Source organism: Heliophilum fasciatum, from assembly GCF_004341395.1.
Lineage (GTDB): Bacteria > Bacillota > Desulfitobacteriia > Heliobacteriales > Heliobacteriaceae > Heliophilum > Heliophilum fasciatum.
The window spans coordinates 1-24,323 of the sequence record NZ_SLXT01000002.1; the positions used below are offsets into that span (position 1 = coordinate 1).

Genomic DNA, 24,323 nt, shown 5'->3' on the forward strand with positions numbered 1-24,323 from the left:
TTAGTCCGAATTATCTGTCAATTTACCATGGCAAATCAGGGGCCGGTCAACTTTTGCTCTAGCGCAGGTGGTCAACTTTTGTGTTGACGAAACCACCTGATCTTAGGAAAACGTTTTTCTGTATCGCTTTTATCATAATTCTTCGTTACGGATAGATATTTCCAACTATTTGACGTATATTTCATTGTAAAAACTTTCGTACAATAAATTTCTCCAGATTCCGGCACAAGAAAATCAACAATTAATCTAACAGTGTCATCAGAAATTTGCTCTTTATTTGAGAGTTCAACTTTTCGATCACCGCCAAATCCTGCAAAGATAGGCGTAACAAATTCATTTTTAACCGGTTCGAAAGCATATACCTTTTCCGGTTTGAATCTAGTTTTTTCAAAATATTTGTCGAGAACTTCACGTATTGTTTTCACAGGGATATGATACTTATTGTCCCCCTTATTAAGGAATTTATCTCCCGAATCCTCAATATCACCATGAGTGAAATGATATTCCATGTCCATTACATAGATAGAAAATGTATAGAGGGTTTGCGAAGGAATATCTTCTGAATTGGCAAATATCAATTCGGGAACACAGATATCAAGATCTTTAATGTACCTAGATATAAACTTGTCATCGATCAACTTTAATAAGTCAGTAGTAAATGCAGTCTTTCTCTGTTGTTCACTGTTAGATTGTATAGTCGACACCTGAGTTGCATCCATTGTAATTGAGTTAGCTTTCGGCGAATATACGGTCGCTGTTTTACTACAGCCGATCAGAAAACAGGTTGCCAAAGTTAAGCTAAAAATAGCGATTATTATTCTTTTTATCATACATTCCCCCTAATATAAAAATAATGCTAAAAAGTAGTTTATCTATTTTGATTTCCGTCCCATCATAGGCGAAAACGATTCGCTACCTGCCAGGCATCGGCTTTTTATCTGCTACTCCGGTATCAGCAACGTTTGCTTACAAGACAGGTATGTAAAATAGATTTCGCCAAGCGGATCATGGACCTGAAATTCGATCGTCCACTCAGCCGTCGGTTTCAGTACATTTCCGGGGTTGTTCCAAACTAAGCGATCGAGCGCTTGCTCGAAGGTAAGGGGGCGATAGTTCTCGTCTTTTTTGATCAATTCCCATACAGCTTGGGCATTGGGCGATCCTTCCGTTTCCATGGATTCACCGTCAGATACGTTCATGTAGTACCCCTTAAGCTTGGCTTGCCATATCTCCTGCTGATCGGCTGTTGGCTTTTTTTCCAGATCGGTTAGTTCAAAAATAAAATACCCCTGATCACTCCATCCGATGGGCTTATATGTTCCATCGACACAGGTCAAAAAACGTGAAGAGCGATGACTGTTATCACGATGGCCAAAATACATTTCGGTTATCGAATCAAATTGTTCTTTCGTGATGGTGCCGTCTTGCGGATTAATGATCCCTGCTTTATCCTTGGCCATCTGATAAACGTACAAGGTTAGCTCATCCCAGTTGGGCCGCTTGCCGCGATCAAAAGCGGGAAGATCGCGAAGCTCTCCGTTATTTTTCTTGAAGTAGTAGTAAAAAAACAGCTTGTTTTCCATGGCCACTTTTGTTGAACCCTTTTTGATCTGCTGCTCGTAAAAATTGTCTTGGTACGGATAGGGCCAGCGGTTAAAGGAAAGCAGCGCATACTCCGAAGGTTTAAGATTCCAATCCAATGGCAACGCTCTTGCTTCTTTCACCCGGATACCGCCCCAGCGATCACCTTGTTGGACAAAAATGATGTCTTCCGGTACATTGAGCACATCCATAAAGGCATTGTCCCAGATCGGCTCCACGAGCCCTTTGCCTTCTCTCGTCACGTAACCAAACTTTTTGTTTTTTTCGACTTTGACAAAAGGTTCGACTTCCTCGTAAAAAGTGAGATGAATAAAATCAAACTCGGGCGGAATGACCATCCGTCCTTGTTGATCGATCGCACCCCAGCGCCCGTTTTGTTTCACTCGAACCAATCCGTTGACCTTATAACCATCGGGCCTGATGGGATTCATGATATCTTCATAGATAGGGTCACCGATTTTTTCGCCTGTCAGATTATAAAGCCCCCACAGGTTGTCTTTTTTCGCCAATACCAAATCCCGCATGATATCAAAGTCCTGAAAGCCGGTGAGAATGGGCACCTGATTAGCGGTCAGGAGCGATTTTTGACCATCAGGCGATGAAGTGATCAAATACTCCGTAATTTTGTCTTCTTCGTTTTCCCCGTAGTAGCTGACAGTGATTTTTTCCGTGCTTGGAACCATGCTTGAAACCGTGTTTGGAGTCACATTTTGATTCGTATCTTGATAAGCAACGATACTGCACCCGGCAATCATCAAGGAAACAATGAATACGAAAAGACTGGGATAGATTTTTCTTTTCAAAGAAATCCCCCCTCCATCTCTTTGGCTACATAGCCCCAATGGATACTACTTGCTTAGAAAACATTTTCGATAACCACTTCTCCTGTTTTCGCGTCAAAGCAATAATAGTACTGCTTGCTGTTCGCTTCGGCGATCAAAAACCAATTAACTTGGTTTTTTTCATAAGGTGCTAAATATGACTTTTTTAGATCACTACTGCCGATACCCTTGCTTTGTATGAATAAAAGTATTTTGTCTAAAGAAATTACATCTTTCATTAAAACCGCCGATTCCACTGATATCGTATTGTCATATTGGTTTTGCGCAACCCAAACCGCTTTTTCATTGCCGAATTCATCTACACCAACCACCATCGTGTCCATTGGGCCAAATTCGGTAAAACGGGTGGGCGTAAATTCAACTTTATTGATCTTTGTAAGGATTCCCTCTTTTAAAACATATTCTTTGGCATCTTCAAAAGAGCACACCGTTACCCCAGCAATCGGCTCATCGGGTATCACATTCATATTCTCCGTTTTAATCCAAACCGAACAGCTTTTATCATCCCACCGGACATTGCAACCCATCGATTCGCTGACAAAGCGAAGTGGCACCATCGTATGCCCTTCGATAATTTCAGCCGGTCGATCCAGTAACATCTCTTGACCGTCTTTTTGTGCGCTGGCCGATCCGATGATCAACCAAAGTGTCGTTTTTTCTTTTGTAGCCGTAACCTTCTGTACGTTTCCGTCCCATTGGACAGTCGCCCCCAGCGCTTCAAAAATCCCGCGCAAAGGAACCAAAACCCGATCATCCCGGATGACGGGATCTTGCGTAAAGGCTAATTTTTTTCCGTCCAGATAAACCGTAATCGGCGAAGGCGCTTCTAATGTATCAGCGGCATCAGTAGCATTGGCGGCATTGCCGGTAGCAGCTTCAGCAACATCGGCAGCATTGGCAGCAGCATCCTCAGCAACAACTTGAATGGTAAAAGCTTTCGTATATTCGCCCAGACGAGCCGTAATCGTCGTTTCACCTTCCTCCAGCGCAACGATCGTCGGCTCATAGCTTCGTATCTTGGCTACTTGATCATTACCAGACACAAATTCAGCCGGCGGCCAAAGCCCCACGTGAGCGCCGTTAGCCAGGATCTTTTCATCATATAGTTGCGCTTGAAATCCCTTATGTACCACAAAAGCACCATTGATGACGGGAACATAAAAATATTCCGGATCACTTGTCCTCTTTGGCCCAAAGTGAAGTTGGATATCGATAACCGGACTAACTTCTACATTTACCGATCCGCTGCAACCTTGATAGCGAGCCGTAACCGTTGTGCCGCCGATCGCCTTAGCGGTAATTTGGGATCCATCAAAACTAAGAACCTCCGGATTACTTGCTTCCCATACAGCTTGGTCCGATACGTTTATTTCCGAACCGTCCGCATATCGCGCCTTCGCCTCAATCATCTCTAGGGCTCCCGGAAAAAGAGCAATCGGCTCGCCCGGTTTGTCGGTTTCCTGCGGATAAACTTTTTGCACAGTCACGGAAACCACTTTATTTTCCGGCTCTGCCGCCATGACCGTTACAGGTACCATAAGTATTAAAAGTACAAATAGTAATGTAATTAAGAATGATAGATTTTTTCTTACGCCCAAGTTACTTGTTAGCGCCATAGGATTAATCCTCCCATACAACTTGATTTTCACTACTTAACCCCGTAATCGCCCAAACCTGCTTCCCACTTGCCAGCATAGAAAACATCAAAAAAGTTGCTTGTTGATCTGTGCGATGAAAGTTACCACGTATACGTACAATGAACATCGGAGCCTTTGTAGATACGTCAGATGTTAATATTAGCTTCTCCAGTCTTGGATTTGCTTCACCGTAACTCATTGATACTTTTGTTATTTGTTCCATAACATCGATGCCCTCAGGGAATATTTCCTTTTCCTTATATTGAAATGAGTTTTCGTTTACGATCAAAAAAACAACGGCACAAATGGCAAGTGCAACGAAAAGAGCCCATACTTTTTTTACATTCAAGTTTCGCTTCTCCCTCCTTTCATTGTTTTGTATTTATCGTTATGTACACATGATGAAACAAAGGCAGCCCGTTATCCCACATCAATAAAAAATATTCTTCACTTAACGTCCGATTGCCAGGTAATTGGTCGTTTTCATCTTTTTCCTTCTTGGAATCAAAAAAATAAACTTCCTTTTTGGCATTGTCATATCCCAACATTGTCATATAATGCTGCCATAATAAACCGTTGACGACGAGTACAATCACCGGATTCCCTTGCGTTAACCTGGCTTTTAACGTATCGATGGTTCCCCGGTAAATCGATGGCTGTAGTCCTTGCGATTCAAGATACGTTATAATCCCTTTGGGCAATACATAGCCCGAAACAGGTATCTTGTAATCAATCGAATTGTAAACAAGAGTCCCTTTCGCCTCCCGGCCGAGGGTTCTTAGCAAATACGCCGTTGCGAAGGCCGAACATTGGTTGTGCCCCTGAACTTCAAAATCTGCTTCTCTGAACACAGTAAAACGCGGTGGATTTTCTGTGGTCGCTGAATCTTCAGAAGGAAACGGAGTCAACAAATATACCATCGTCCCGCTTACTAAGCCCATGAGGGCGGTAAATGTAAGAAAAATTCGACGCACCTTTTTCATTCTCAACCCTAAATCTGATCTCAAACTTCAAATCCTCCTATATCGAAGAATCTAAAATACTGAATTTAACATCTTGGATTAATAATACCACACTACATCCGAATATAGGAAAAGAAGAACAATAATTCATTCCCTATTTTTATATCGTAATAGCTGCCGACACAACAGCCTATCCATACATAAATAAAAATGCGAAGCCAATTCATTCTGGCTTCGCATTTTTTTCACTCAAAAATCCCATGTTGCTCCGTGAACTGACGGAAGATCTGGCGTTTCTTCATGTGGTTACGTTCTTCCGAACAGAGCAACGCCGAAAGCGTCTTAATCGCATCGATGATGTGGGCACCTTTGTTAAGCATGACCGCGTCGGCGCGGTGAGCCGACGCAGCGTCAGTAATCTCCGCACGAGCCGGTAATCCCGTTTTGGCCATCGTCTCCAGCACTTGCGTCGCCCAGATGACCGGAACGTGGGCAGCTTCACACAGACAGAGGATCTGCTCCTGAATGATCGCCAAGTTTTCGAAGCCCACTTCAACAGCAAGGTCGCCGCGAGCGATCATGACACCAAAGCAAGGGAATTGCAGCCCCGTAATCAACAATTGCGCCAGGCCATGGAGCGCTTCCGGGTTTTCAATCTTAGCGATAATGCCGAATTCCGGGCGGCCAAGGTCGATCAGTGCATGATGTAAATCAAGCAAGTCTTGCGGACGCTGCACAAAGGATAATCCCACAGCGTCAGCATGCTCGGCGATGAAGGGCAGTGCTTCTTTATCTTGCTCCGTCAACGCTGGGAGATCGAGCAGGGAGTCCGGAATATTGATGCCTTTTTCCGCTTTGATGCGTGCCGGTGCACTGTCCGGCGAGAGAATCCGCAGTTCAAGGTAGGTATCATTTTTACCGGTGACATGAGCGCTGATTTTGCCGTCATCGATAAAAAGGCGATCACCGATTTCCACATGAGTAAGCGCCGCCGGCAGTGTACAAGCAATACCGGCCGGGCGTCCTTCTCGGGCCGGATGGCCAAGGCGTTGCGGATCGCGGTAAAGAAGCAACCGGTCCCCGGCTTGGACTTCAATCCGTACTGGCTGCGCGGCCACCGGGCCTATTCGGAAGCGCAGTCCGTTTTCCGCGCAGAGCATGATGCCTTCTTCGATATGGGCATTACGGCTGAGACTCACTTTGACACGACCCGGCCCTGTATGTTCCAGTACGTGGAAGGTGCGCTTGCGATTGCGGCTGTCTTCGAAGAATAAGGTGCTGCCGAGCGGTAACTGTTCAAGTCGTTTTTGCCCGGGAAGGGCAATAATAAACTTGGCCGTGCTGTCGGGAAGGTTGATTTTTTCCGTCTCTGCTGCATTGCTGTCGAGATAACCGAATAATTGCGGATGCGGCATCTCCGCCGTGATCGGCGGAACGCTTAGCTTGAGTGGGCGCGATTCGGCCAGTAAGGCGCCCGTGCGGATCTTGGGACCACCAAGATCCATGACGATATGGCAGCGCCGCCCAACCCCTTGACCGCTACGTTCCAGTTGCGCCTCAGTGGTACGAATTGCGTCGATGATCTTGTACCACGTCTCGGGATTGTCATGGGCGCAGTTAATCCGCGCCATATCCATGCCGCTGCGGAGCAGTTCTTCAATGAAGCCGGGACTGGCGATAGCAGCGGTATCCAGCGTAACCATGATTCGAGGACTGCGTTGCTCCCGCGGGCGGCCAAGCAGTTGGATGCTGCGTTTTTCCAGCATGGTCCGCGCTTCCGCATTCGTCGTTTTATAGAGCGTTGTCGCCGGGATCGGTGCGCCAAGGTGTTGCATGACCCGTTCAATACTGGCAAGCACCGATGGTTCCAAACGTCCAAGGGAAGAAAGACCATGTTCGGCCAGCGCCGATTGCAAGTCAAAAATATCATGGCGACGTAAGGCCAAGTACGCTAAGAGATTATCACAACTCGCCTGAATTTCTGCCGTTGCTTGCGGTTTGTGAAAGCAGGTGTTGCTGGCTTTATCGACAATATCCGAATAGAGGTCGTGCAGTTGACTGGCAAGGTAAGCATGCTCGTCATGATTTACTGGGTAGGAACCGGACATTAGGTGTCCTCCTCTGCATTAATTGACAGTTTTTCCTATACCAATATGTATATGTCGCTACTTGTAGTTTAAATTCTGCGGATTAACGAAACAAGTAAAGTTTTATTAAAGATTTTGCCAAAAATCAGCACGAAAAAGAAGAGAAGATACCGGCCTCCAAGCCAATATCCTCTCTTCGGTATTTTTAAAGACTTTTCATCGGGCACTTTTTTATCCGCTACTTCTTTCCCGGGCGCTTCGTAACCAGGCACTTCTTAACCGGGCACTTTCCGCTCCTGCAACAGCGTCGTCTTGCGCAACTCGCCACAGGAACAGCTTTCTACGGTATCACTCAAGGTGGCCATCGCCATCAACAGCCGCCGCCCGGCCCGCTCCGACTCCTCATAGAAGATATCTTTCAGTTCCTGATGGGTCCAGTCGGTGATCACACCTTCGGCAAAGTTCACGACCAGTTCCATCCGGGCGTAGCAAGCGCCGATCTCCCGGGCCAGATATACTTCCGGCGCCACGCTCTGCCCGATCACATCGCCCCCGGCGATGGCAAAATGGCGCACTTCCGCCGGGCTCTCAAAATGCCGGCCATCGGTGACGACATAGTTGGAACGATCAAAGACGCGCCCTTGCCCCGGTAATTCTTCACAAGCCGCCACAAAAGCACGGCGCATGACCGGACAAAAGGCTTGACGCATGATGCAAAGCGTCCCTGAGCCGAGATCGACGTCCTTGCGCATGGAAAAGTCGAGGTAATCATGGGGCACCACCAGATCGCGCGGGCGCAGCAGATGATTGATGGCGCCGACGCCCCCTTCCGAAAGCACCCGCTTCACGCCGGCTTCCCGGAAGACCCAGAAGATCTGCCGCGACGCATCGGCCCGCGTGACGCCGCGCCGCCATCCATGCATCGTACAAGTCAGCGCCCGCTGACCGTTCAGTTCAAAGTAAACAAAAGGCGGACTCATGCCATAAGGCGTCTCCCAACCGGAAAACACCGATAGCACCGTCAACCCCGGAAAAGAGATATCTTCCGGAAAGTGCAGCGAATTCGTACTGGAACCGCCGATAATGCCAAAACTTGCGGCAGGTATTGCAGGTAACGTCAACCGTCGTTTCTCCCTTCTCCAACCCATGTAATGCTTTTGATACTAACCCTTGTCGGACTTTCGATCTGGGTTTTCGAGCTGTCTTTTGCCCTTCCCGGCACTGTTGGTTAGTTCCCGAAGGAAATGCCGACCGCCTTTGCCGTACGCACCAGTTGATCTTCCGGATCGACCTTCTTCGATGTGCCGATCGCTTCGGTAAGCGGTACCGGTAGGATAAAGGGCGTCCGCAACGCCACCATATGACCGTAATGACCGCTCATGATCGCATCGACAGCGGCCACGCCATAGCGCGTGCTCAACACCCGGTCGTACACCGTCGGCGAACCGCCGCGTTGCACATGGCCGAGCACCGTTACCCGCGTTTCCATGCCCGTCATCTCTTCCAGCTTCGCGCCAACAGCATTGCCGATACCACCCAAACGAATCGGATCATGGCTTTGCGCTACCATCTTTTGCACAACCATCTCGCCGCCGATCTCCTTGGCCCCTTCAGCCACAACGACGATCGAGAACTTTCGCCCTTTTTGTGCCCGTGCCCGGATATGATTGGCCACTTGATCCATATCGTAGGGAATTTCCGGAATTAAAATCACGTCAGCCCCGCCGGCCACACCGGAATGCAAGGCAATCCATCCCGCATAGCGCCCCATCACTTCTAAGATCATGATCCGGTGGTGCGACTCCGCCGTTGTATGCAGTTTATCAAGCGCCGATGTGGCCGTGGTGATCGCCGAATCAAAGCCGAACGTCACATCCGTCGCCGACAGATCATTGTCGATCGTCTTGGGCACTCCGACCACTGGCACGCCCTTCTTGTGGAAGTTATAGGCAATATTTAAGCTGCCGTCACCACCGATCATGATCAGCGCATCAATGCCGCGCCGCTCCATGATCGCCATGCACTGCTCCGAGCGATCTTCAAAGACCAGTTGGCCGTCTTTTTCAACGGCATAACGAAAAGGGTTATCACGGTTGGTGGTGCCCAAAATCGTACCACCGCGATGAACAATACCGGCCACATCATCTTCCGTGAGCGGTTTCATAATGTCATTGACGAGGCCATAGAAGCCGTCAGAGATACCGACAACCTCTAAATCATAACGACGAATCGCCGTCTTCACGACAGCTCGAATCACCGCATTCAGGCCCGGGCAATCCCCCCCACCGGTCAGTACACCAATTCGCTTGATGGACTTTTTCATCTTGCCAAAACTCCTTTTTTATCTTTCTCTTGCTATCGGGCCTGCGGTTCAGACCAGATGCAGGTAACCTGTTTGGCGCAAGGCCTCAAAGACCACGACGGCCACCGCATTGGAAAGATTCAGCGATCGCGCTTCCTTGCGCAAGGGAATACGTACCACCTGATCGGGCCATTGCTCCAATAAGGAATCCGGCAAGCCCTTCGTTTCCTTGCCAAAGACCAGATAATCTCCCGGTTGATAGGCTACTTCATGGTAGGACCGCGTACCTTTGGTGCTCAGGAAAAACTTTCGCCCCTCCGGGCAGCTTTGCTGAAAATCATCCCAGCCCTCATGGTAGCGCACATCGACCAAGTGCCAGTAGTCCAGTCCCGCCCGTTTTAAGTAGCGATCATCCACGGAAAATCCCAGCGGTTTGATCAGATGGAGAACACATCCGGTGCCGGCGCAAAGGCGCGCCACATTGCCCGTGTTGGGTGGGATCTCCGGTTCTACTAACACGATATGAAAATTATGCATCTTGCCATAGCCCCTATGTTATTAAAATGTCCTCTATTTATTCTGCTCATCATCACCAAAATCCTTCCCCTTTTGTATACATGCGGTTACAGGAATCAACAATTGACGCTTTCCGCTATTTTTGTTACATTGAAGGGGTGATTACAACAAGGAGGGGTACCCGTGGGGAAAAATCTTGTTCAGAAAATTCTTAATGCTCACTTACTTGAAGGCGAACTCATCGCCGGCCAGGAGATCGCTATTCGCATCGATCAAACCTTGACCCAAGACGCCACCGGCACAATGGCCTACTTACAATTCGAGGCTATGGGCGTTCCTCGTGTCAAAACGGAGCTCTCCATCTCTTACGTTGACCACAACACCTTGCAAAGCGGCTTTGAAAATGCTGACGACCATCGCTTCTTGCAAAGCGTTGCTTCCAAGCACGGTATCTATTTTTCCCGCCCCGGCAACGGCATTTGTCACCAAGTCCATCTGGAACGCTTCGGTGTTCCCGGCAAAACCTTGCTTGGTTCGGACTCTCATACACCGACCGGCGGCGGTATCGGCATGATCGCCATTGGTGCCGGTGGCCTCGACGTGGCTGTGGCCATGGGCGGCGGTCCGTTCTACTTAACTTGCCCGAAAGTGGTCGGCGTCAATCTGACCGGTAAGCTTTCGCCTTGGGTATCGGCCAAAGACGTCATCCTGGAAGTGCTGCGCCGCATGACCGTCAAAGGCGGCGTTGGCAAAATTGTCGAATACTGCGGCCCTGGCGTCGCTTCCCTGTCGGTACCGGAACGCGCCACCATCACCAACATGGGTGCTGAACTCGGTGCCACCACGTCGGTCTTCCCGTCCGATGCAGTGACTCGCGAGTTCCTGACGGCGCAAGACCGCGCTGACGTTTGGGTGGAACTCGGCCCCGATGCTGACGCCACCTATGACGAAGTGATCAACATCGATCTGTCCGCATTGGAACCGGCCGTCGCTTGCCCGCACATGCCCGATGCGATCAAAACGGTGCGCGAAGTGGGCCCCATCGCCGTTCAACAAGTACTTATCGGTTCCTGCACCAACTCTTCCTACGCCGATCTGATGAAGGTAGCCGCTATGGTCAAAGGCAAAACAGTTCATCCTTCCGTCAGCTTTGGCATTGCCCCCGGCAGTCGCCAGGTTTTTGAAATGCTCGCCCGCAATGGCGCCCTTGCCGACCTGATCGCCGCCGGTGCCCGGATCCTCGAATCGGCTTGCGGCCCTTGCATCGGTATGGGACAATCGCCCAGCTCCGGCGCTGTCTCGGTCCGGACCTTCAACCGCAACTTTGAAGGCCGCAGCGGCACCAAAGATGCGCAAGTCTATTTGGCTAGCCCCGAAGTTGCTGCCGCAACGGCACTGACTGGTGTCTTAACAGACCCCCGTGACCTCGGCGCTCCCATCGAGATCGCCATGCCCGAGAAATTCCTCATCGACGATCGTTTGGTCCTGGCGCCGTCGGACAACCCGGAAGATGTGGAAGTCCTGCGCGGACCAAACATCCAGCCGCTGCCGATCAACACGGCTCTGCCAGGGTCGCTCACCGCGGAAGTGATCTTGCATGTTGGCGACAACATCACCACCGACCATATTATGCCGGCCGGTGCTAAGATCCTGCCCCTCCGTTCTAACATCCCGGCCATCTCGCAGCACGTCTTTGCCGGCGTCGACGCTACCTTCCCGGACCGCGCCAAAAAAGCCGGTTGCGGCGTCATCGTGGGCGGTCAAAACTACGGTCAAGGCTCGTCGCGGGAGCATGCGGCATTGGCACCGATGTACCTCGGTATCAAAGCCGTCATTACCCGTTCCTTCGCTCGGATTCACCGCGCTAACTTGATCAACTTTGGCATCCTCCCCTTGACCTTTGCCAGCGATGCGGACGCTGCAAAAGTCAAACAAGGCGATGTGCTGACTTTTGCCGACTTGGGCGACCAATTAGGACAAGCGGAAACACTGACGGTGAAAAACGAAACAACCGGCGAAACCTTCACAGTTCGCCCTGACCTGACGGAACGCCAAGTGGCGATCATCAAAGCCGGCGGTCTGCTCAACTTCACCAAGCAAAACGCACAGTAAACTCCGTCTTTGCCATTTCAAGCTTTTATAGCAATAATAAAAGTAGCTATGATCGGTGAGTTCACCGCATCATGGCTACTTTTTTATCTTTATAATGTTAGGCAGCTTTAATTTTTCGAATATTTGCTTCGCTGTGTCGTTTTGACCATAAGATATAGTCAGAGTTTTTAGCTGCAAGAGCATCTAAATACTCGGTTTTGATTTCCTTCTCCTCATCATTGATAATGGCTAAGCTATAAAGTGTTTTCTGAGTAATACGTTGCCTAGTCTCTTTGATATCATCCCAACTAAAAAGAAATTTCGACAGATTCGTCTTGTTTATCGAATTAAATGTGTTAATAACAATCTCCTTTTCCTTTCGGGCAATTTGAAAGTCAAAAGTGAATTCTAATCCTGTACTGCCCTTGGAAATAAATTGCGGGGTATAGATTATATCTTGTTCATCCAGAAAACCTCTTACATCTTCTTTAAACACCGAAAACACATTTTGTCTGGCAAGCATATACATATCCGATATTTCCATGATCGCCGAAAGTAGATTATGCTTTTTTTGCGGAAAATCCTTCAAAGTAGACTGCGTAATTAATTCTCCGTTATTATCAATGCTAACCCCATAGTTCAACAGTATTTTGTCGATGACTTCTTTTCTTTTTTGCGATCTACTTGATGACACCCCCATCATTTCTAAATCATTCAACGTCTTTCCGTCATCAGATAGAATAATAATCCCATTGTTCTCCTTACAATATATTTCTATCGCATCATTAAATAATCCTAAAAAAGGTGTGCTTATGATTATCCATCCTGTTCCTTGCATTATCCTTGTTTGAGCTTTTAAGAATTTATAATATTCATTAATAGCAGTATCAATCCACATTATAAAAACAACCTCTTTTCTATGTCCAACTCCGTGTTCAGTCTGATTCTTTTCCCAAAACACAGTATAGCCTGCTGAAATGATGTAAAGTCATCGATCGTTTTAACCGGAAACACATCTACCGCGAGGGGTACTGCCCATGATAGCGTTTTGTATCCTTGAACATGATAATGTATATGATGGTCCTCAAAATCAAAAAACTTACTGGCGTAGGGTTGGATAAAAAGAGGAACGTGAGGAGTAATAACATCCGGGTTTTTATGGCATCCGTTAAAATCAATCCGCAAAAGGCCGACCTTTGTATTATCTTCTTGAAAATGCAATGTTATTTTTATATTATATTTAGCACTTTGTTGAACGGTAAACAAAAACATATGTTCCCCGTCATCAGAAATCGCATTTAATCGCAAGTTAACCGCGGCACTATTCGTTGGAATTTTCATGTTCTCAATTTTTTCGTCATTTAAAACGATGAATTTTGGTGTTTCCAACAGTTTTTCTGCTTCTTCATTCGTCATGTCCATGTTTATTCCCCCCAGACATAACCTACTCTTTCCTCCATTCTAATCCATCTGGATAGACTTGCAAGAAAAAAAAGAGGTCAAAGTAACCGGCAATATCACCGGCTGCTTCGACCTCTTTTTAATTCCATTTGACGATCAATAAACCTCCCGCTCCACCGCCACGATCTCCACATCGTCGACGCCTTCCATCTGGCGGAGTGCCGCATCCATTACCTGCCCGATAAAGGCATGATCATTGCCGACCACAGCAAAGCCGACCACGGACGCTTGCCATAGGTCATGCTTGTCCACTTCAGCGATCGATATATTGAACTTGTTTTTCAAGCGCTCAACCACACTTTTTAATACGCGTCGTTTTCCTTTCAAGGAGTCCACGCCAAACAAATGTAGTGTCACTTCACAATACCCGACGGCCATGGGACCCCTCCTGTGCGATCACCATCGCTCTGTTCGCCGCTCAACCAGCGCTAGATTTTACGCATCTTGTACATTCATGATCAGTTCCAGATAACGGCCTGCTTGTTTGACCTTATCAATGATCAACGGCGTAACAATAGCACCTTTTTCAACGATCACTTGCCCTAAGTTCGTTTCAATGCGCTTGGTCACACGCTTGCCTAAGTAATGCTGATACTGTAAAGGGCCAAAAAGCTTTTCGTTCTCCTGAGGCGTCGATGCTGTTGGCGAACCTGCCGTCACTGGTAATCCGCTGTTCCTTGATGGAGGTTCTGCGTTAAGGGTATTTACGCCCCCGCCTAACGCAACTTCAGCCATGTCCGAAGCCGATTCATTTTGTCCAGCCAGAATATTGAGTGTCCTTCCCGCATCGGTCGCCCCGGAAGCGGTTACCGGCCCCTGACTTGGCGCGAGCAATTCCGTCCAAGGAACAAACTCTGTAGCCGCCCGGGATGATTGCTGCTGCTCATTTCCTTGAGGATACTGCGGTTGCGTCTCTCGCGCTGCTGGATACTGCGGCTGCGCTTCCCGCGTCGGCGGATACTGGGGTTGCGTCTCCCGTGCCGGCGGATACTGCGGTTGCGTCTCCCGTGCCGGCGGATACTGTGGTTGCGCTTCCCGTGCCGGCGGATACTGTGGCTGCGCTTCCCGTGCCGGCGGATACTGCGGCTGCGCTTCCCGCGCCGGTGGGAACTGTGGCTGCACTTCCCGCGCCGGTGGGAACTGCGGCTGCACTTCCCGCGCCGGTGGGAACTGTGGCTGCGCTTCCCGCGCCGGTGGGAACTGTGGCTGCGCTTCCCGCGCCGGTGGATACTGCGGCTGCGCTTCCCGTGCCGGCGGGTACTGAGGCTGCGCTTCCCGCGCTGGCGGAAATTGTGGTTGCGTCTCCCGTGCCGGTGGATACTGCGGTTGAACTTCCCGTGTCACCGGAAAAGATGTAGGGTACTCCCTTACCGGAGGAAAGGCAGGCTGATTCTCTCTTGCTGGGGGAAAGAGCGATGGCTTAGCGTGCATAGCAACGGATGGCTGTGGGTTATCCATCACCTGCGCAAGCGCTGCTGAGGCAGGCCAAACCGATGGCGTTTCCACCACCAGAACTTCCCGACCAAAGGTCACAATGGCTGATGCCGGAATGTGATACCCCTCCTGGTCCCCTGCAGCCGGCTCCAAGACCGTCTCCGTAATGCGGCCACTGCCGAGGTCAACAAAAAAAGAAGCCACACGGCCGATCAAGCGTCCGTCGCGGGTTAGCACCTTCGTCCCGCGCACCTGCACGGGACGCGTGACCAGCGCTTGTGCCGCCGGTACATCGGCCAACCACTGCAGCACTTCACCGGATTCGATCAATACCGCATATTCACCAACACTGAGGATTTGATCAAAGGGTAGTACCAAGGCACCTCGATACCATTCTTCATTTTCGAGCAACAAATACACCACCGAGCCAACGCGCGGATCAATGACAATGCCTCGAACATGGCCCATTTCACAGCCATCGTTAACCGCGATGACCATTCGTCCCAGAAACGCTTCATCAGCAAACGTTTCTACCCCCTGCATGATCGAATCCCCCTCCATGCCCCTATGCTCTCCCTGCTCTCCATTTTCAGTACTATTTGTCATAGCCATATTTCTTGGCGATTTTATCATATAGTTCGACATATTCCCGCGCCGAACGATCCCAAGAAAAATTCACTTGCAACGCCCGCTGCACGAGCTTCAACCAACGGGAACTATCGCGGTAACAGCGCAGTGACCGCCGCAGTGTGGATAGCAGTACCTGCGCTTCGTATGCTTCAAAAACAAACCCCGTCCCTTGATCGCTGTCCACATCGATATCGATCACCGTATCGGCTAACCCGCCGGTCGCCCGCACAATCGGGATCGTACCATAACGTAACCCAATCAACTGGCCGAGCCCGCACGGTTCAAAGCGGGAAGGCATAAGAAAAAAATCACTCCCGGCATAGATCCGTTGAGCCAATGCTGAATTAAAGCCAATGTGAGCAGCCACTTTCTGTGGATAGCGATACTCCAAGTCATGGATCCAGTTTTCATAGCGGGGATCACCTTGGCCCAGGAATACCAGTTGCACATCATCCCGTAGCAGTTCATCGGCGATTTCCACGATCAAATCCAGCCCTTTTTGATCCACTAAGCGCGAGACTAATCCATATAGCGGCACCGAAGCCACCGGCAAGCGCATTTCCTGCTGCAGCGCCGTTTTATTCAGCGCCTTCGGCCGAAGATTTTCCGCGGAATAATGGTGGCTGATATAGGGGTCACTGGTAGGATCGAACCGGCGCACATCGATCCCGTTAACGATCCCCGAAAAATCTTGGCTTCGCTTACGCAGTACGCCTTCCAGCCGTTCGCCATACTCGATGGTTTGCACCTCGCGGGCATAGGTCCGGCTCACCGTGTTCACATAATCGCTGAAGAGAATGCCTGCCTTTAAGAAATTCACCTGTCCGTAAAACTCCAAAGCCTCCAGTGTGAACCAAGCCGGGCTAATACCGAACTGGTGAAGGATTTCCATCCCGAAAAGCCCTTGATATTGCAAGTTATGAATCGTGAGCAGCGTACCGATATTCGCATACCGCGATTTATTCCGGAATTCCGTCTTGAGCATCAGCGGCACCAAACCCAATTGCCAATCATTGAGGTGCAAGATGTCCGGAAAAATACCGACGGCTGCGATCATCTCTAACAACGCACGGCTGAAGAATCCCCACCGGGCGCCGTCATCAGCATATCCGTAGATCCCGGGACGCTGAAAGAACTGATAACAGTCGACAAAGTACACCGTGATTGGGCCACTTTCCGGATGAAGACGGTTTTCCATTGTGCCTTGCCGGATGATCGCCGTTTCCACGCGCTCACCCATAATCACCGGAAAATCAGCGAGGTAGGTACCTTTTTCAATCTGCATATACCGTGGCATGACAATCCGTACATCGACGCCGAGAGCGGCCAACGCCTGTGGCAATGAACCGGCTACATCTGCTAATCCGCCTGTTTGCGCAAAAGGAACCACTTCCGTTGCTACGAATAATACTTTTTTCGGTAACGCTGTCATCGGTTATTTCACCCCTTTTGAACATTGTCCCAACCGCATCATCGATTTTAGTCGCCAGTTCCCTACTATATCCATATATTGTAACCAAGGTTTCCATACCTAGTTCCATCGATCAGAAGAAAGGATTGTCCGATGCTAACGTTATGTGATCGCTTTTGTGCTGATTTTTGCGCGAAACACTCTCTCCATCGTCACTACAAACCATCTGTCGATCCTCCATGGAGAGAGATGGGGTTTCACTATGTGGGGCAAGGTCAGTATATGATCGTTTTTCGCTATAAGCACATTGCACTGAAAATCCCCCGTAAACCAAGCCATGACATTGCGTCTGAGCGGAACCGCTTGCGTGCCTTACATCCCTGGGCCAGTTTTGAAAAATACATCGCCCATGGTGATCGCTGGTTAGCTACCGGCTTCGTGACCGGCGAGCGGCTTGATCATTTGATCGACAAGGGGAACTTCCACACGACTTATAGCGCCATCTTGCAGTTGGAGTCGGATTTGCGGCAAAGCATGTCCGTAACGCCCTACCTGCCTCGCGACTTGCAGTTGTTTAACTTGATGCAAACGCCGGAAGGACGGCTGATCCTTATTGATACCGGCGAATTCATCGACACTCGACAATCACCGAAACGTCTCTACCAAGCCCAGTATCTCAGTTCGCTACAACGGGTTCACAGCCTAATCTACTGGCTTTCTGAGTACGCTACACCCCGGGCTGATCCCCCATGGCACCACGAAAACCATCTTCCCCTGTCCGGTCGCTCGCGCTCGCTTAGTGAACCTCGAGCAGCATCGCTATTTCATCACAGTTAGGGAATTTAGGGCAGTCAATACACTCTTTCCAGACCTTATGGGGTAATTGCTCTTTGCTGACGATGCGAAAACCGCACTTCGCAAAAAAACCGTCCTGATAGGTCAGCGCAAACACACGGGCTAAGCCTAACCCCCGCGCTTCTTCGGTCAGCGCCTCCACAATCGCCCGTCCAATCCCACGGCCCCGCCCTTCCTTGGCAATCGCTAAGCCCCGGATTTCCGCCAAGTCTTCCCAGAGGATATGCAACGAACCGGTGCCGATAATCTTACCGTTTTCTTCAGCCACCGTCATATCCCGCAGCGACTCGTAAAGCAAACTGCGCGGGCGAGCTAGCATCAGGCCCTCGGCAGCATTTTCACTGATTAACGCATGAATCGCCTCCACATCATTCATCCGGGCCTTACGCAGCATGAACTGTTGTACCACCTTGAGTTCCCCCTCTATTTTATCTTATCGTTCTCCAGAACGGCGGATCGCATCCAAGCAATCTCCCGCTGATAGTCCGCAAGCTCGCCCGGTGTTTCCAGGTTCACCGGCAGCGACGCCAGGGCCGGATGGCGTAGTACCTCCGCCAGTGCAGTTGCGCCAATCTGGCCTTGCCCGATCAGTGCATGCCGATCTTTACGCGATGCCAGCGGTTGCAAGCTGTCATTAAAATGCATGGCCTTCAAGCGCGTCAAGCCAACGACTTGATCAAACTCAGTCAGCACCGCGCTAAAATCATGCACATCATAGCCGGCACCGAACAAATGGCACGTATCCAAGCACACACCGACCATTTCCGGCACGTCCAGCCGATCAATGATGGCTCGCAATTCCTCAAAACGACCGCCAACTTCTGAACCGGCGCCGGCCATCCCTTCCAAAAGCACCATCACTTCTTGATCCGGGCGCAGGATTGCATTCAATGCTGCTGCGATTCGTTCCACACCAGCTTCCGCACCTTGACCGACATGGCTCCCGGGGTGAACCACGATGTACGGAATCCGAGCCTGGCCCATCCGGACAATATCGGCAGCCAGCGTCTGTCGCGCAAACGCCCAGGTCTCCTCTTTCTCCGCCGCCATGTTGATCGTATAGGGCGCATGAGCGACCAGCGGACCAAAACCATGTTCCTGGCGCAATTGCCAGGCTTTCTCAATGTCTTCGGCATCCAGCGCTTTGGCTCCTCCTCCGCGCGGGTTACGGGTAAAAAATTGAAAGGTTGTGGCCCCAATCGCCAGGGCCTCTTTTACGGCCGCTGTAAAGCCTTTTGAAATCGATAAATGAGCTCCAAAGAACATCTCACATTCATTTCCTTTCGTGGACAGTCACCGTTTCCGCAAAATCCCATAATCTTAACACTGAGCCTAGAGTTACTCGCCTAGCAGAAAGGAGTGCTTTTCACATGAGCGGTTATGGCTTCTTCGGTCGCTTCCAAAACGTCGCTGGTCTCGTGATCACTTTGATTGTCATCGGTGCCTTTTTCCCCAGTTTGTTCTGCGGTTGCAACGACTAGTTCATCCAAAACCTATCCATTCAGCGTAAGGAGGTAACACAATGAGCACGGTATGTGGTGGCGGCTCCCGGTACAGCAATGATATCATCGCCTTAGCAATCCTGATCATCATCATTGCCATCTTAGGAACTTCAGCAACTCGTTGCTTCTAACTTGAAATCTCTAATGAGCCCAACGTCCGGTTTGAGCGGAGCTTCTAAGCTTCGCTCAAACCGTTCTTGGCTTAAACCACTCTTGGCAAGATACGCAAAAAAGCGGGGCCATCACCCCGCGTGCTTCCTGGATTCTTAAAAATATTATACACGATGGTAATAAAATTTACCATGTGCCTACCCGGATATCGGTTATCGGTTTAGGTTAAGGTCAACCGGTTCAGGCGCGCTAATTCCTCCACATGGGTTGCAAACACTTGCAAGCTCTGGGCAATCGGTTCCGGCGATGTCATATCGACACCGGCTGCCTGCAACTGTTCCAGCGGATAATCAGAACCACCACTCCGGAGAAAAGCCAAGTATCGCGCAACCGCCGGCTCACCTTGCTCCAGAATCTGCTGCGCCAGCGACGTCGCCGCTGAAAAACCGGTAGCGTATTTATAAACATAAAAATTCGAGTAAAAATGTGGGATCCGCGACCACTCCAAGGCGATCGGTTCATCGACCACCATATCCGGCCCATAATAGTCCTGATTCAACTGCCGGTACTGCGCTCCCAGCGTGGGCGGTGTCACTGCCTGACCGGCTTCTACGTGGGCATGAACCGCCTTTTCAAACTCAGCAAACATGGTTTGACGGAACACAGTACCACGGAACTGCTCGAGGTAATGATTGACCAGACTGGCCCGCTGTCGATCGTCCTTCACCGTTTTGAGTAAGTAATGCATCAACAAGGTTTCATTGACCGTCGATGCCACTTCCGCCGCAAAGATCGAATACTGGCTGTTTACATACGGCTGCTGGTGTGCATAGTACGAATGCATCGCATGGCCCATCTCATGAGCCAGTGTAAAGACATCATCCAGTGTTCCCTGATAATTCATCAAGACAAACGGATGGGTGCCATAGGGTCCCCAGGAGTAGGCACCACTCGTCTTGCCGCGATTTTCATACACATCGACCCAGCCGCTCTGAAATCCTTCCGCCAGCACACGGCCATACTCTTCGCCCAGGGGTCGGAGACTTTCTTGCACCATCGCGACCGCTTCTTCGTAAGGCACATGCCAATCCATGTCTTTGGTCAGCGGTACATACAAGTCATACATGTGCAGCTCATCGACGCCCAGCAGTTGCTTACGCAGGCGCACATAACGATGCAACACCGGCAGCCCGGCCCGGATCGTGGCGATCAAATTGTCATAGACGGCCAAAGGCACTTGGTCGGCAAAAAGCGATGCCTCCAGGGCTGATGGATGCTTACGGGCACGGGCATAAAAAATATCCCGTTTGATCACGGCCCCCAGCGTCGCCGCCAGCGTATTTTGCACCGAACCGTAGGTTTGATAAAAACCGGCAAAAGCATCGCGCCGTACGCGCCGGTCCCGGCTTTCCATAAAACGTACAAAACGGCCATGAGTAATTTCCACTTCATGGCCCTGTTCATCGCGGATCACCGGAAAACGCAGATCGGCGTTATTCAGCATGGTAAACACATGGGACGGTACTTGCGCCAGATCACCGGCTTGGGCCAACAGCGCTTCTTCTTCCCGCGACAATACATGGGGCTTTTGCCGCAATGTATCTTGTAAGAAAAACCGATACACTTGCAACCGCGGTTCTTGATCGAGCCACGCCTGCAACTGTACTTCAGACAAGGTTAAAATTTCCGGAACCAAAAAAGCCGTTTTGCCGGCCACCACCGTACCCAGGGCCATGACCCGTTCCGTCATCGCCTGGTAGGTGGCATTGGCGTTATCCTCATCGCGGCGCATCCGCCCATAGGTAAACAAGCGATCCAAGGCCAGGTTGATCCGGTCATGGAGTTCCAAGACGGTAGCAAGCGCCGCCGCGCCCTCGGTGATTCGCCCTTGCCACGCTGCTATCTCTTGCAGGAGCGCAGGCAACGCCTGAAAATCGCGTTCCCAAGCGTCATCACTGGCATAAATATCTTCAAGCCGCCATTTGGCCGATGCGGCGATCTCCGAACGATTTGGCAGTGCCTTCGTCGGTTGCATCAATCGATCACCCTCCATTTTATCCAAAAGCCCGGAGCTTACCAGCTCCGGGCTAAGGTTTCCCGATTACATACCAAAATATGCCGACAAGGGAGGTACAACTTGTTTTTTACGGGAGAGAACACCGGGCAAGCAGGCTACGCCATTCTCCACCTTGGTTTTGAAGACCTTTTCGATTATTTCGAGTTTGTCACCGGTGACCAGCAGCGATGTCACTTCTTTAATAATATCGGTGAACATCAACAAGGTCATATCGAGTCCTTTATGTTGACGAATGGTTTCCATTTTATCCAACAGTTCTGCCTGCAAATGGGTAGCACCGACGGCATCCATCGTTTCCACTTGGCTGATGGCCAAGGCCACGTCACCGAAATGAAACTCTTTGAAGTCCTGGTAGATGATCTCCTCGGCGGAACGCCCCTCCAAGGAAGATCCGGCCGTAAAGAGCGCCGTACCATACTCCATGATGTCCACACCGGCAATGGCGGCCAGCTTTTCGGCGGTCCGGCGATCACGGGGCGTACAGGTAGGGCTCTTGAACAACACCGTATCGGATAAAATTGCCGACAGCATCAAGCCGGCCATTTCCTTCGACGGTTCGATCTCATTTTCTTCATACATCCCGGCCACGATCGTTGCGGTACAGCCCACCGGTTCGCTGCGGAAGTAAATGGGCTCGCCGGTCTGTACATCGCCGACGCGGTGGTGATCAATGACTTCCAGCACTTGCGCTTGATCCAACCCGGCAACAGCTTGGCTTTTTTCATTGTGGTCGACCAAAATCACCTTTTTGCGCTGCAGGGCCAACAGGTGGTAACGGGACACGACGCCGATGAACTTGTTATCTTGATCGACGACGGGATAGTTACGAAAACGCGTTTCCAACATGACTTTACGGGCATCATCAGCAAAATCATCGGGTTGGAAGGTGATCATCCCTTCCGTATGCATCAGTGTCGATACGGGCGCACTGAGCCCCAGCAAACGGGCCGTGCTGAAGGTATCATGAGGTACCGACAGCACCGGCGTGCCCAGATCGTATGCTTTTTTCTGAACACGCGATGTGATGGCAAAGCCACCGGTCACGATCAAGCAACCTGCACCGGCTTCCAGTGCCGCCAGGTGCGCATCTTCGCGGTCACCGACGAGCACTACATCACCAGGCTCAATGCGCGCCGCCATCGTTTCTACGTTCATCGCAGCGATCATTGCCTTACCGCGCAATTGCGTTTCCGGATTGGCCGGCACCAGGAAGCGCCCCCCCATGGTCCGCAACACACCGCCCAAGGTAAAATGCATACGCTCCAGATCTTTAAGTTCATCTAAGCTTAAATAACGCTGAGTAATATCGCCTAAGGAAATCACACCTAATAACCGACCATGATCATCAACCACAGGCAAAGACTTGGTGGTGTTGGTTCGGGCCAGAATCCCGACTTCGCGAATCGGCGTGTCGGGCGAAACCGTAATCGGTGCTTCATTGCCCAGCATGTCAGAAACGCGCGAGCGTACATCTAGCACCAGTTCCGGTGCAGCAACATTGAAGGTATCTAACGCAAATTGCGTTTCTGCTTTGATGTTCCCGGTCCGAGCCGCGATATACTCTCTCCCGGTTAATTGCTGCTTCAATGCAGCATAGCTGATGGCCGAACAGATCGAATCTGTGTCCGGATGCCGGTGGCCAATCACGATGACAGCCATGGATGCTCCCCCTCATTCTCCCCTAGATTCATGCACTCCGTTTCTATTTCTTACGGGTGCTAACTGCTACCTTTACAAGTTTACACGCTGGCGCCTTGCGCCGCAAGCGAACATACTCACGGGAGCCCCAACGACTTAATTCATCGTCTTCATGAATCCCTAACGTCACATTATGGATGTTCGGATAGATCTTTTTGAGGCGCCGCTCGATCTCATCTTTCACATCTTCCGCTTCGCCAACGGACATGGTCTCGGGCAGTTCGATGGTGCCGTCCACATCCAAAAAGGCGCCTTCCTGTACCACATCCAACTCATAAAGGTCTTCCACACCTTCAACTTCCATAATCGCTTCGGCAATTTCCTCGACCACTTCCTCCGGTGCCGTATAGCCGATCAAACCCTTGATGTTTTCCCAAGCAACGTTCACCGCAATGCCAAAGAGCAATACACCGATAATCAACCCAGCCAGGCTGTCACCCCACGGTGCCACACCCAGATGGGCCGCGGTAATCCCGGCTACGGCGATGAAGATCGCCCCTGTGGCCAATAGATCTTCCCAAAACACCAGCCGTGTTTCCGGTGTGGCCAGGTGGTACGATCGCAATGACAATTTAACCAATTCCCACCCTCGTGCCGGGCTTTCGACTTCCTTGCCGATATCTTTCATGGCTTGGTAAAGCACGAACCCATCTACGACAAAGGCACTTACCAGCACTACGATATTCCAGAAAAAACCTGCGGCCGGCGATGCTGCCGGTGCCAGCAGGACATGAAAACTTTTCTGGATCATGTGCTCGGCGTTATAAGCCATAAAAATTGCCACAAAGAGGACAATCAAGTTGGAAAGGCGCCCAAACCCATTCGGAAACGATGATGTTGGTTTGCGCGAAGCAAAGACCGATCCCACAAAAACCGCCGCTTGGGCGCAGCCGTCGTTAAAACTGTGGATCGCTTCGGCCTGCATCGCCAGGGAACCGGTAAACGTAAAGGCAAAAAACTTGATGACCGCAAGAAACAAATTCCCGATGGCACTTTTTAATGACGTATAGTTGGCTTGACGTAACAGAAACAGGACTTGCTTAGCCAATGAAAATAACGCTCCTTCTAAATATCGCCGGTTGTTAACAATAAGCAGGCAATAAGT

Annotated in this window: 21 protein-coding genes; 2 read left to right on the plus strand and 19 right to left on the minus strand. The window is 50.3% G+C overall.

Annotation, left to right across the window (positions count from 1 at the left end):
• Positions 1 to 71: 71 nt before the first annotated feature.
• The 9 genes from EDD73_RS00950 to trmL form a co-directional block, all read right to left on the minus strand.
• Positions 72 to 830, minus strand: a complete 759-nt coding sequence (locus EDD73_RS00950) for a hypothetical protein (RefSeq protein WP_131917821.1) — start codon at positions 828 to 830, stop codon at positions 72 to 74.
• Positions 831 to 941: 111 nt separating this feature from the next.
• Entirely contained in the window at positions 942 to 2,405 is a 1,464-nt protein-coding gene (locus tag EDD73_RS00955) for a WG repeat-containing protein (protein ID WP_131917822.1), read from the minus strand.
• A 53-nt stretch (positions 2,406 to 2,458) separates the two neighbouring features.
• Complete coding sequence (locus EDD73_RS00960) at positions 2,459 to 4,060, minus strand: stalk domain-containing protein (protein WP_131917823.1); 1,602 nt, start codon at positions 4,058 to 4,060, stop codon at positions 2,459 to 2,461.
• Positions 4,061 to 4,064: 4 nt separating this feature from the next.
• The gene (locus EDD73_RS00965; RefSeq protein ID WP_131917824.1) at positions 4,065 to 4,430 is read right to left on the minus strand and encodes a hypothetical protein; all 366 of its coding nucleotides are present in this window, start codon (positions 4,428 to 4,430) and stop codon (positions 4,065 to 4,067) included.
• Positions 4,431 to 4,449: 19 nt separating this feature from the next.
• Entirely contained in the window at positions 4,450 to 5,088 is a 639-nt protein-coding gene (locus EDD73_RS00970) for a C39 family peptidase (protein ID WP_243116748.1), read from the minus strand.
• Between the two features lie 200 nt (positions 5,089 to 5,288).
• A complete protein-coding gene (locus EDD73_RS00975; RefSeq protein ID WP_131917825.1) occupies positions 5,289 to 7,151 on the minus strand; it encodes a pyruvate kinase in 1,863 nt (620 codons plus the stop codon).
• 254 nt (positions 7,152 to 7,405) lie between these two features.
• Positions 7,406 to 8,251, minus strand: a complete 846-nt coding sequence (locus EDD73_RS00980) for an MTAP family purine nucleoside phosphorylase (RefSeq protein WP_131917826.1) — start codon at positions 8,249 to 8,251, stop codon at positions 7,406 to 7,408.
• Between the two features lie 107 nt (positions 8,252 to 8,358).
• Positions 8,359 to 9,453, minus strand: coding sequence for a 6-phosphofructokinase (locus EDD73_RS00985; protein ID WP_131917827.1), 1,095 nt, complete (start codon positions 9,451 to 9,453; stop codon positions 8,359 to 8,361).
• 48 nt (positions 9,454 to 9,501) lie between these two features.
• Positions 9,502 to 9,969, minus strand: a complete 468-nt coding sequence (trmL, locus tag EDD73_RS00990) for a tRNA (uridine(34)/cytosine(34)/5-carboxymethylaminomethyluridine(34)-2'-O)-methyltransferase TrmL (RefSeq protein WP_131917828.1) — start codon at positions 9,967 to 9,969, stop codon at positions 9,502 to 9,504.
• A 162-nt stretch (positions 9,970 to 10,131) separates the two neighbouring features.
• Between trmL and EDD73_RS00995 the strand changes: the two genes are divergently transcribed.
• Positions 10,132 to 12,060 (plus strand): aconitate hydratase, encoded by a 1,929-nt coding sequence (locus EDD73_RS00995; protein ID WP_131917829.1) that lies wholly within the window; start codon positions 10,132 to 10,134, stop codon positions 12,058 to 12,060.
• Positions 12,061 to 12,157: 97 nt separating this feature from the next.
• Here the strand turns inward: EDD73_RS00995 and EDD73_RS01000 are convergent, their stop codons facing one another.
• The 5 genes from EDD73_RS01000 to glgA all read right to left on the minus strand — a co-directional run bounded on the left by EDD73_RS01000 (position 12,158) and on the right by glgA (position 16,996).
• Positions 12,158 to 13,000: a DUF1828 domain-containing protein gene (locus tag EDD73_RS01000; protein WP_207668771.1), complete on the minus strand. Its 843-nt coding sequence runs from the start codon at positions 12,998 to 13,000 to the stop codon at positions 12,158 to 12,160.
• Entirely contained in the window at positions 12,937 to 13,461 is a 525-nt protein-coding gene (locus EDD73_RS01005) for a DUF6978 family protein (protein WP_131917830.1), read from the minus strand. Before EDD73_RS01005 ends, EDD73_RS01000 begins: the two co-directional genes overlap by 64 nt.
• Before the next feature lie 135 nt (positions 13,462 to 13,596).
• Positions 13,597 to 13,878 (minus strand): DUF503 domain-containing protein, encoded by a 282-nt coding sequence (locus EDD73_RS01010; protein WP_131917831.1) that lies wholly within the window; start codon positions 13,876 to 13,878, stop codon positions 13,597 to 13,599.
• A 57-nt stretch (positions 13,879 to 13,935) separates the two neighbouring features.
• The gene (locus EDD73_RS15385) at positions 13,936 to 15,477 is read right to left on the minus strand and encodes a PRC-barrel domain-containing protein (protein ID WP_165876237.1); all 1,542 of its coding nucleotides are present in this window, start codon (positions 15,475 to 15,477) and stop codon (positions 13,936 to 13,938) included.
• Positions 15,478 to 15,529: 52 nt separating this feature from the next.
• A complete protein-coding gene (glgA, locus tag EDD73_RS01020) occupies positions 15,530 to 16,996 on the minus strand; it encodes a glycogen synthase GlgA (RefSeq protein ID WP_131917833.1) in 1,467 nt (488 codons plus the stop codon).
• Positions 16,997 to 17,128: 132 nt separating this feature from the next.
• On the opposite strand from glgA, the gene EDD73_RS01025 reads away from it, so the two are divergent.
• On the plus strand, positions 17,129 to 17,812 hold the full coding sequence (locus tag EDD73_RS01025; RefSeq protein ID WP_131917834.1) for a hypothetical protein: 684 nt from the start codon (positions 17,129 to 17,131) through the stop codon (positions 17,810 to 17,812).
• On the opposite strand, the gene EDD73_RS01030 is transcribed toward EDD73_RS01025, so the two are convergent.
• The 5 genes from EDD73_RS01030 to EDD73_RS01050 all read right to left on the minus strand — a co-directional run bounded on the left by EDD73_RS01030 (position 17,772) and on the right by EDD73_RS01050 (position 24,266).
• A complete protein-coding gene (locus tag EDD73_RS01030) occupies positions 17,772 to 18,224 on the minus strand; it encodes an N-acetyltransferase (RefSeq protein WP_131917953.1) in 453 nt (150 codons plus the stop codon). The two genes, EDD73_RS01025 and EDD73_RS01030, sit on opposite strands and share 41 nt — an antisense overlap.
• Before the next feature lie 29 nt (positions 18,225 to 18,253).
• The gene (locus EDD73_RS01035) at positions 18,254 to 19,096 is read right to left on the minus strand and encodes a deoxyribonuclease IV (RefSeq protein ID WP_131917835.1); all 843 of its coding nucleotides are present in this window, start codon (positions 19,094 to 19,096) and stop codon (positions 18,254 to 18,256) included.
• A 567-nt stretch (positions 19,097 to 19,663) separates the two neighbouring features.
• Positions 19,664 to 21,478 carry an oligoendopeptidase F gene (gene pepF, locus EDD73_RS01040; RefSeq protein ID WP_131917836.1) on the minus strand — a complete coding sequence of 605 codons (1,815 nt, stop codon included), beginning with the start codon at positions 21,476 to 21,478 and terminating at the stop codon, positions 19,664 to 19,666.
• A 66-nt stretch (positions 21,479 to 21,544) separates the two neighbouring features.
• Positions 21,545 to 23,179, minus strand: coding sequence for a putative manganese-dependent inorganic diphosphatase (locus EDD73_RS01045; RefSeq protein ID WP_131917837.1), 1,635 nt, complete (start codon positions 23,177 to 23,179; stop codon positions 21,545 to 21,547).
• Between the two features lie 43 nt (positions 23,180 to 23,222).
• Entirely contained in the window at positions 23,223 to 24,266 is a 1,044-nt protein-coding gene (locus EDD73_RS01050) for a cation diffusion facilitator family transporter (protein WP_131917838.1), read from the minus strand.
• Positions 24,267 to 24,323: the final 57 nt, after the last annotated feature.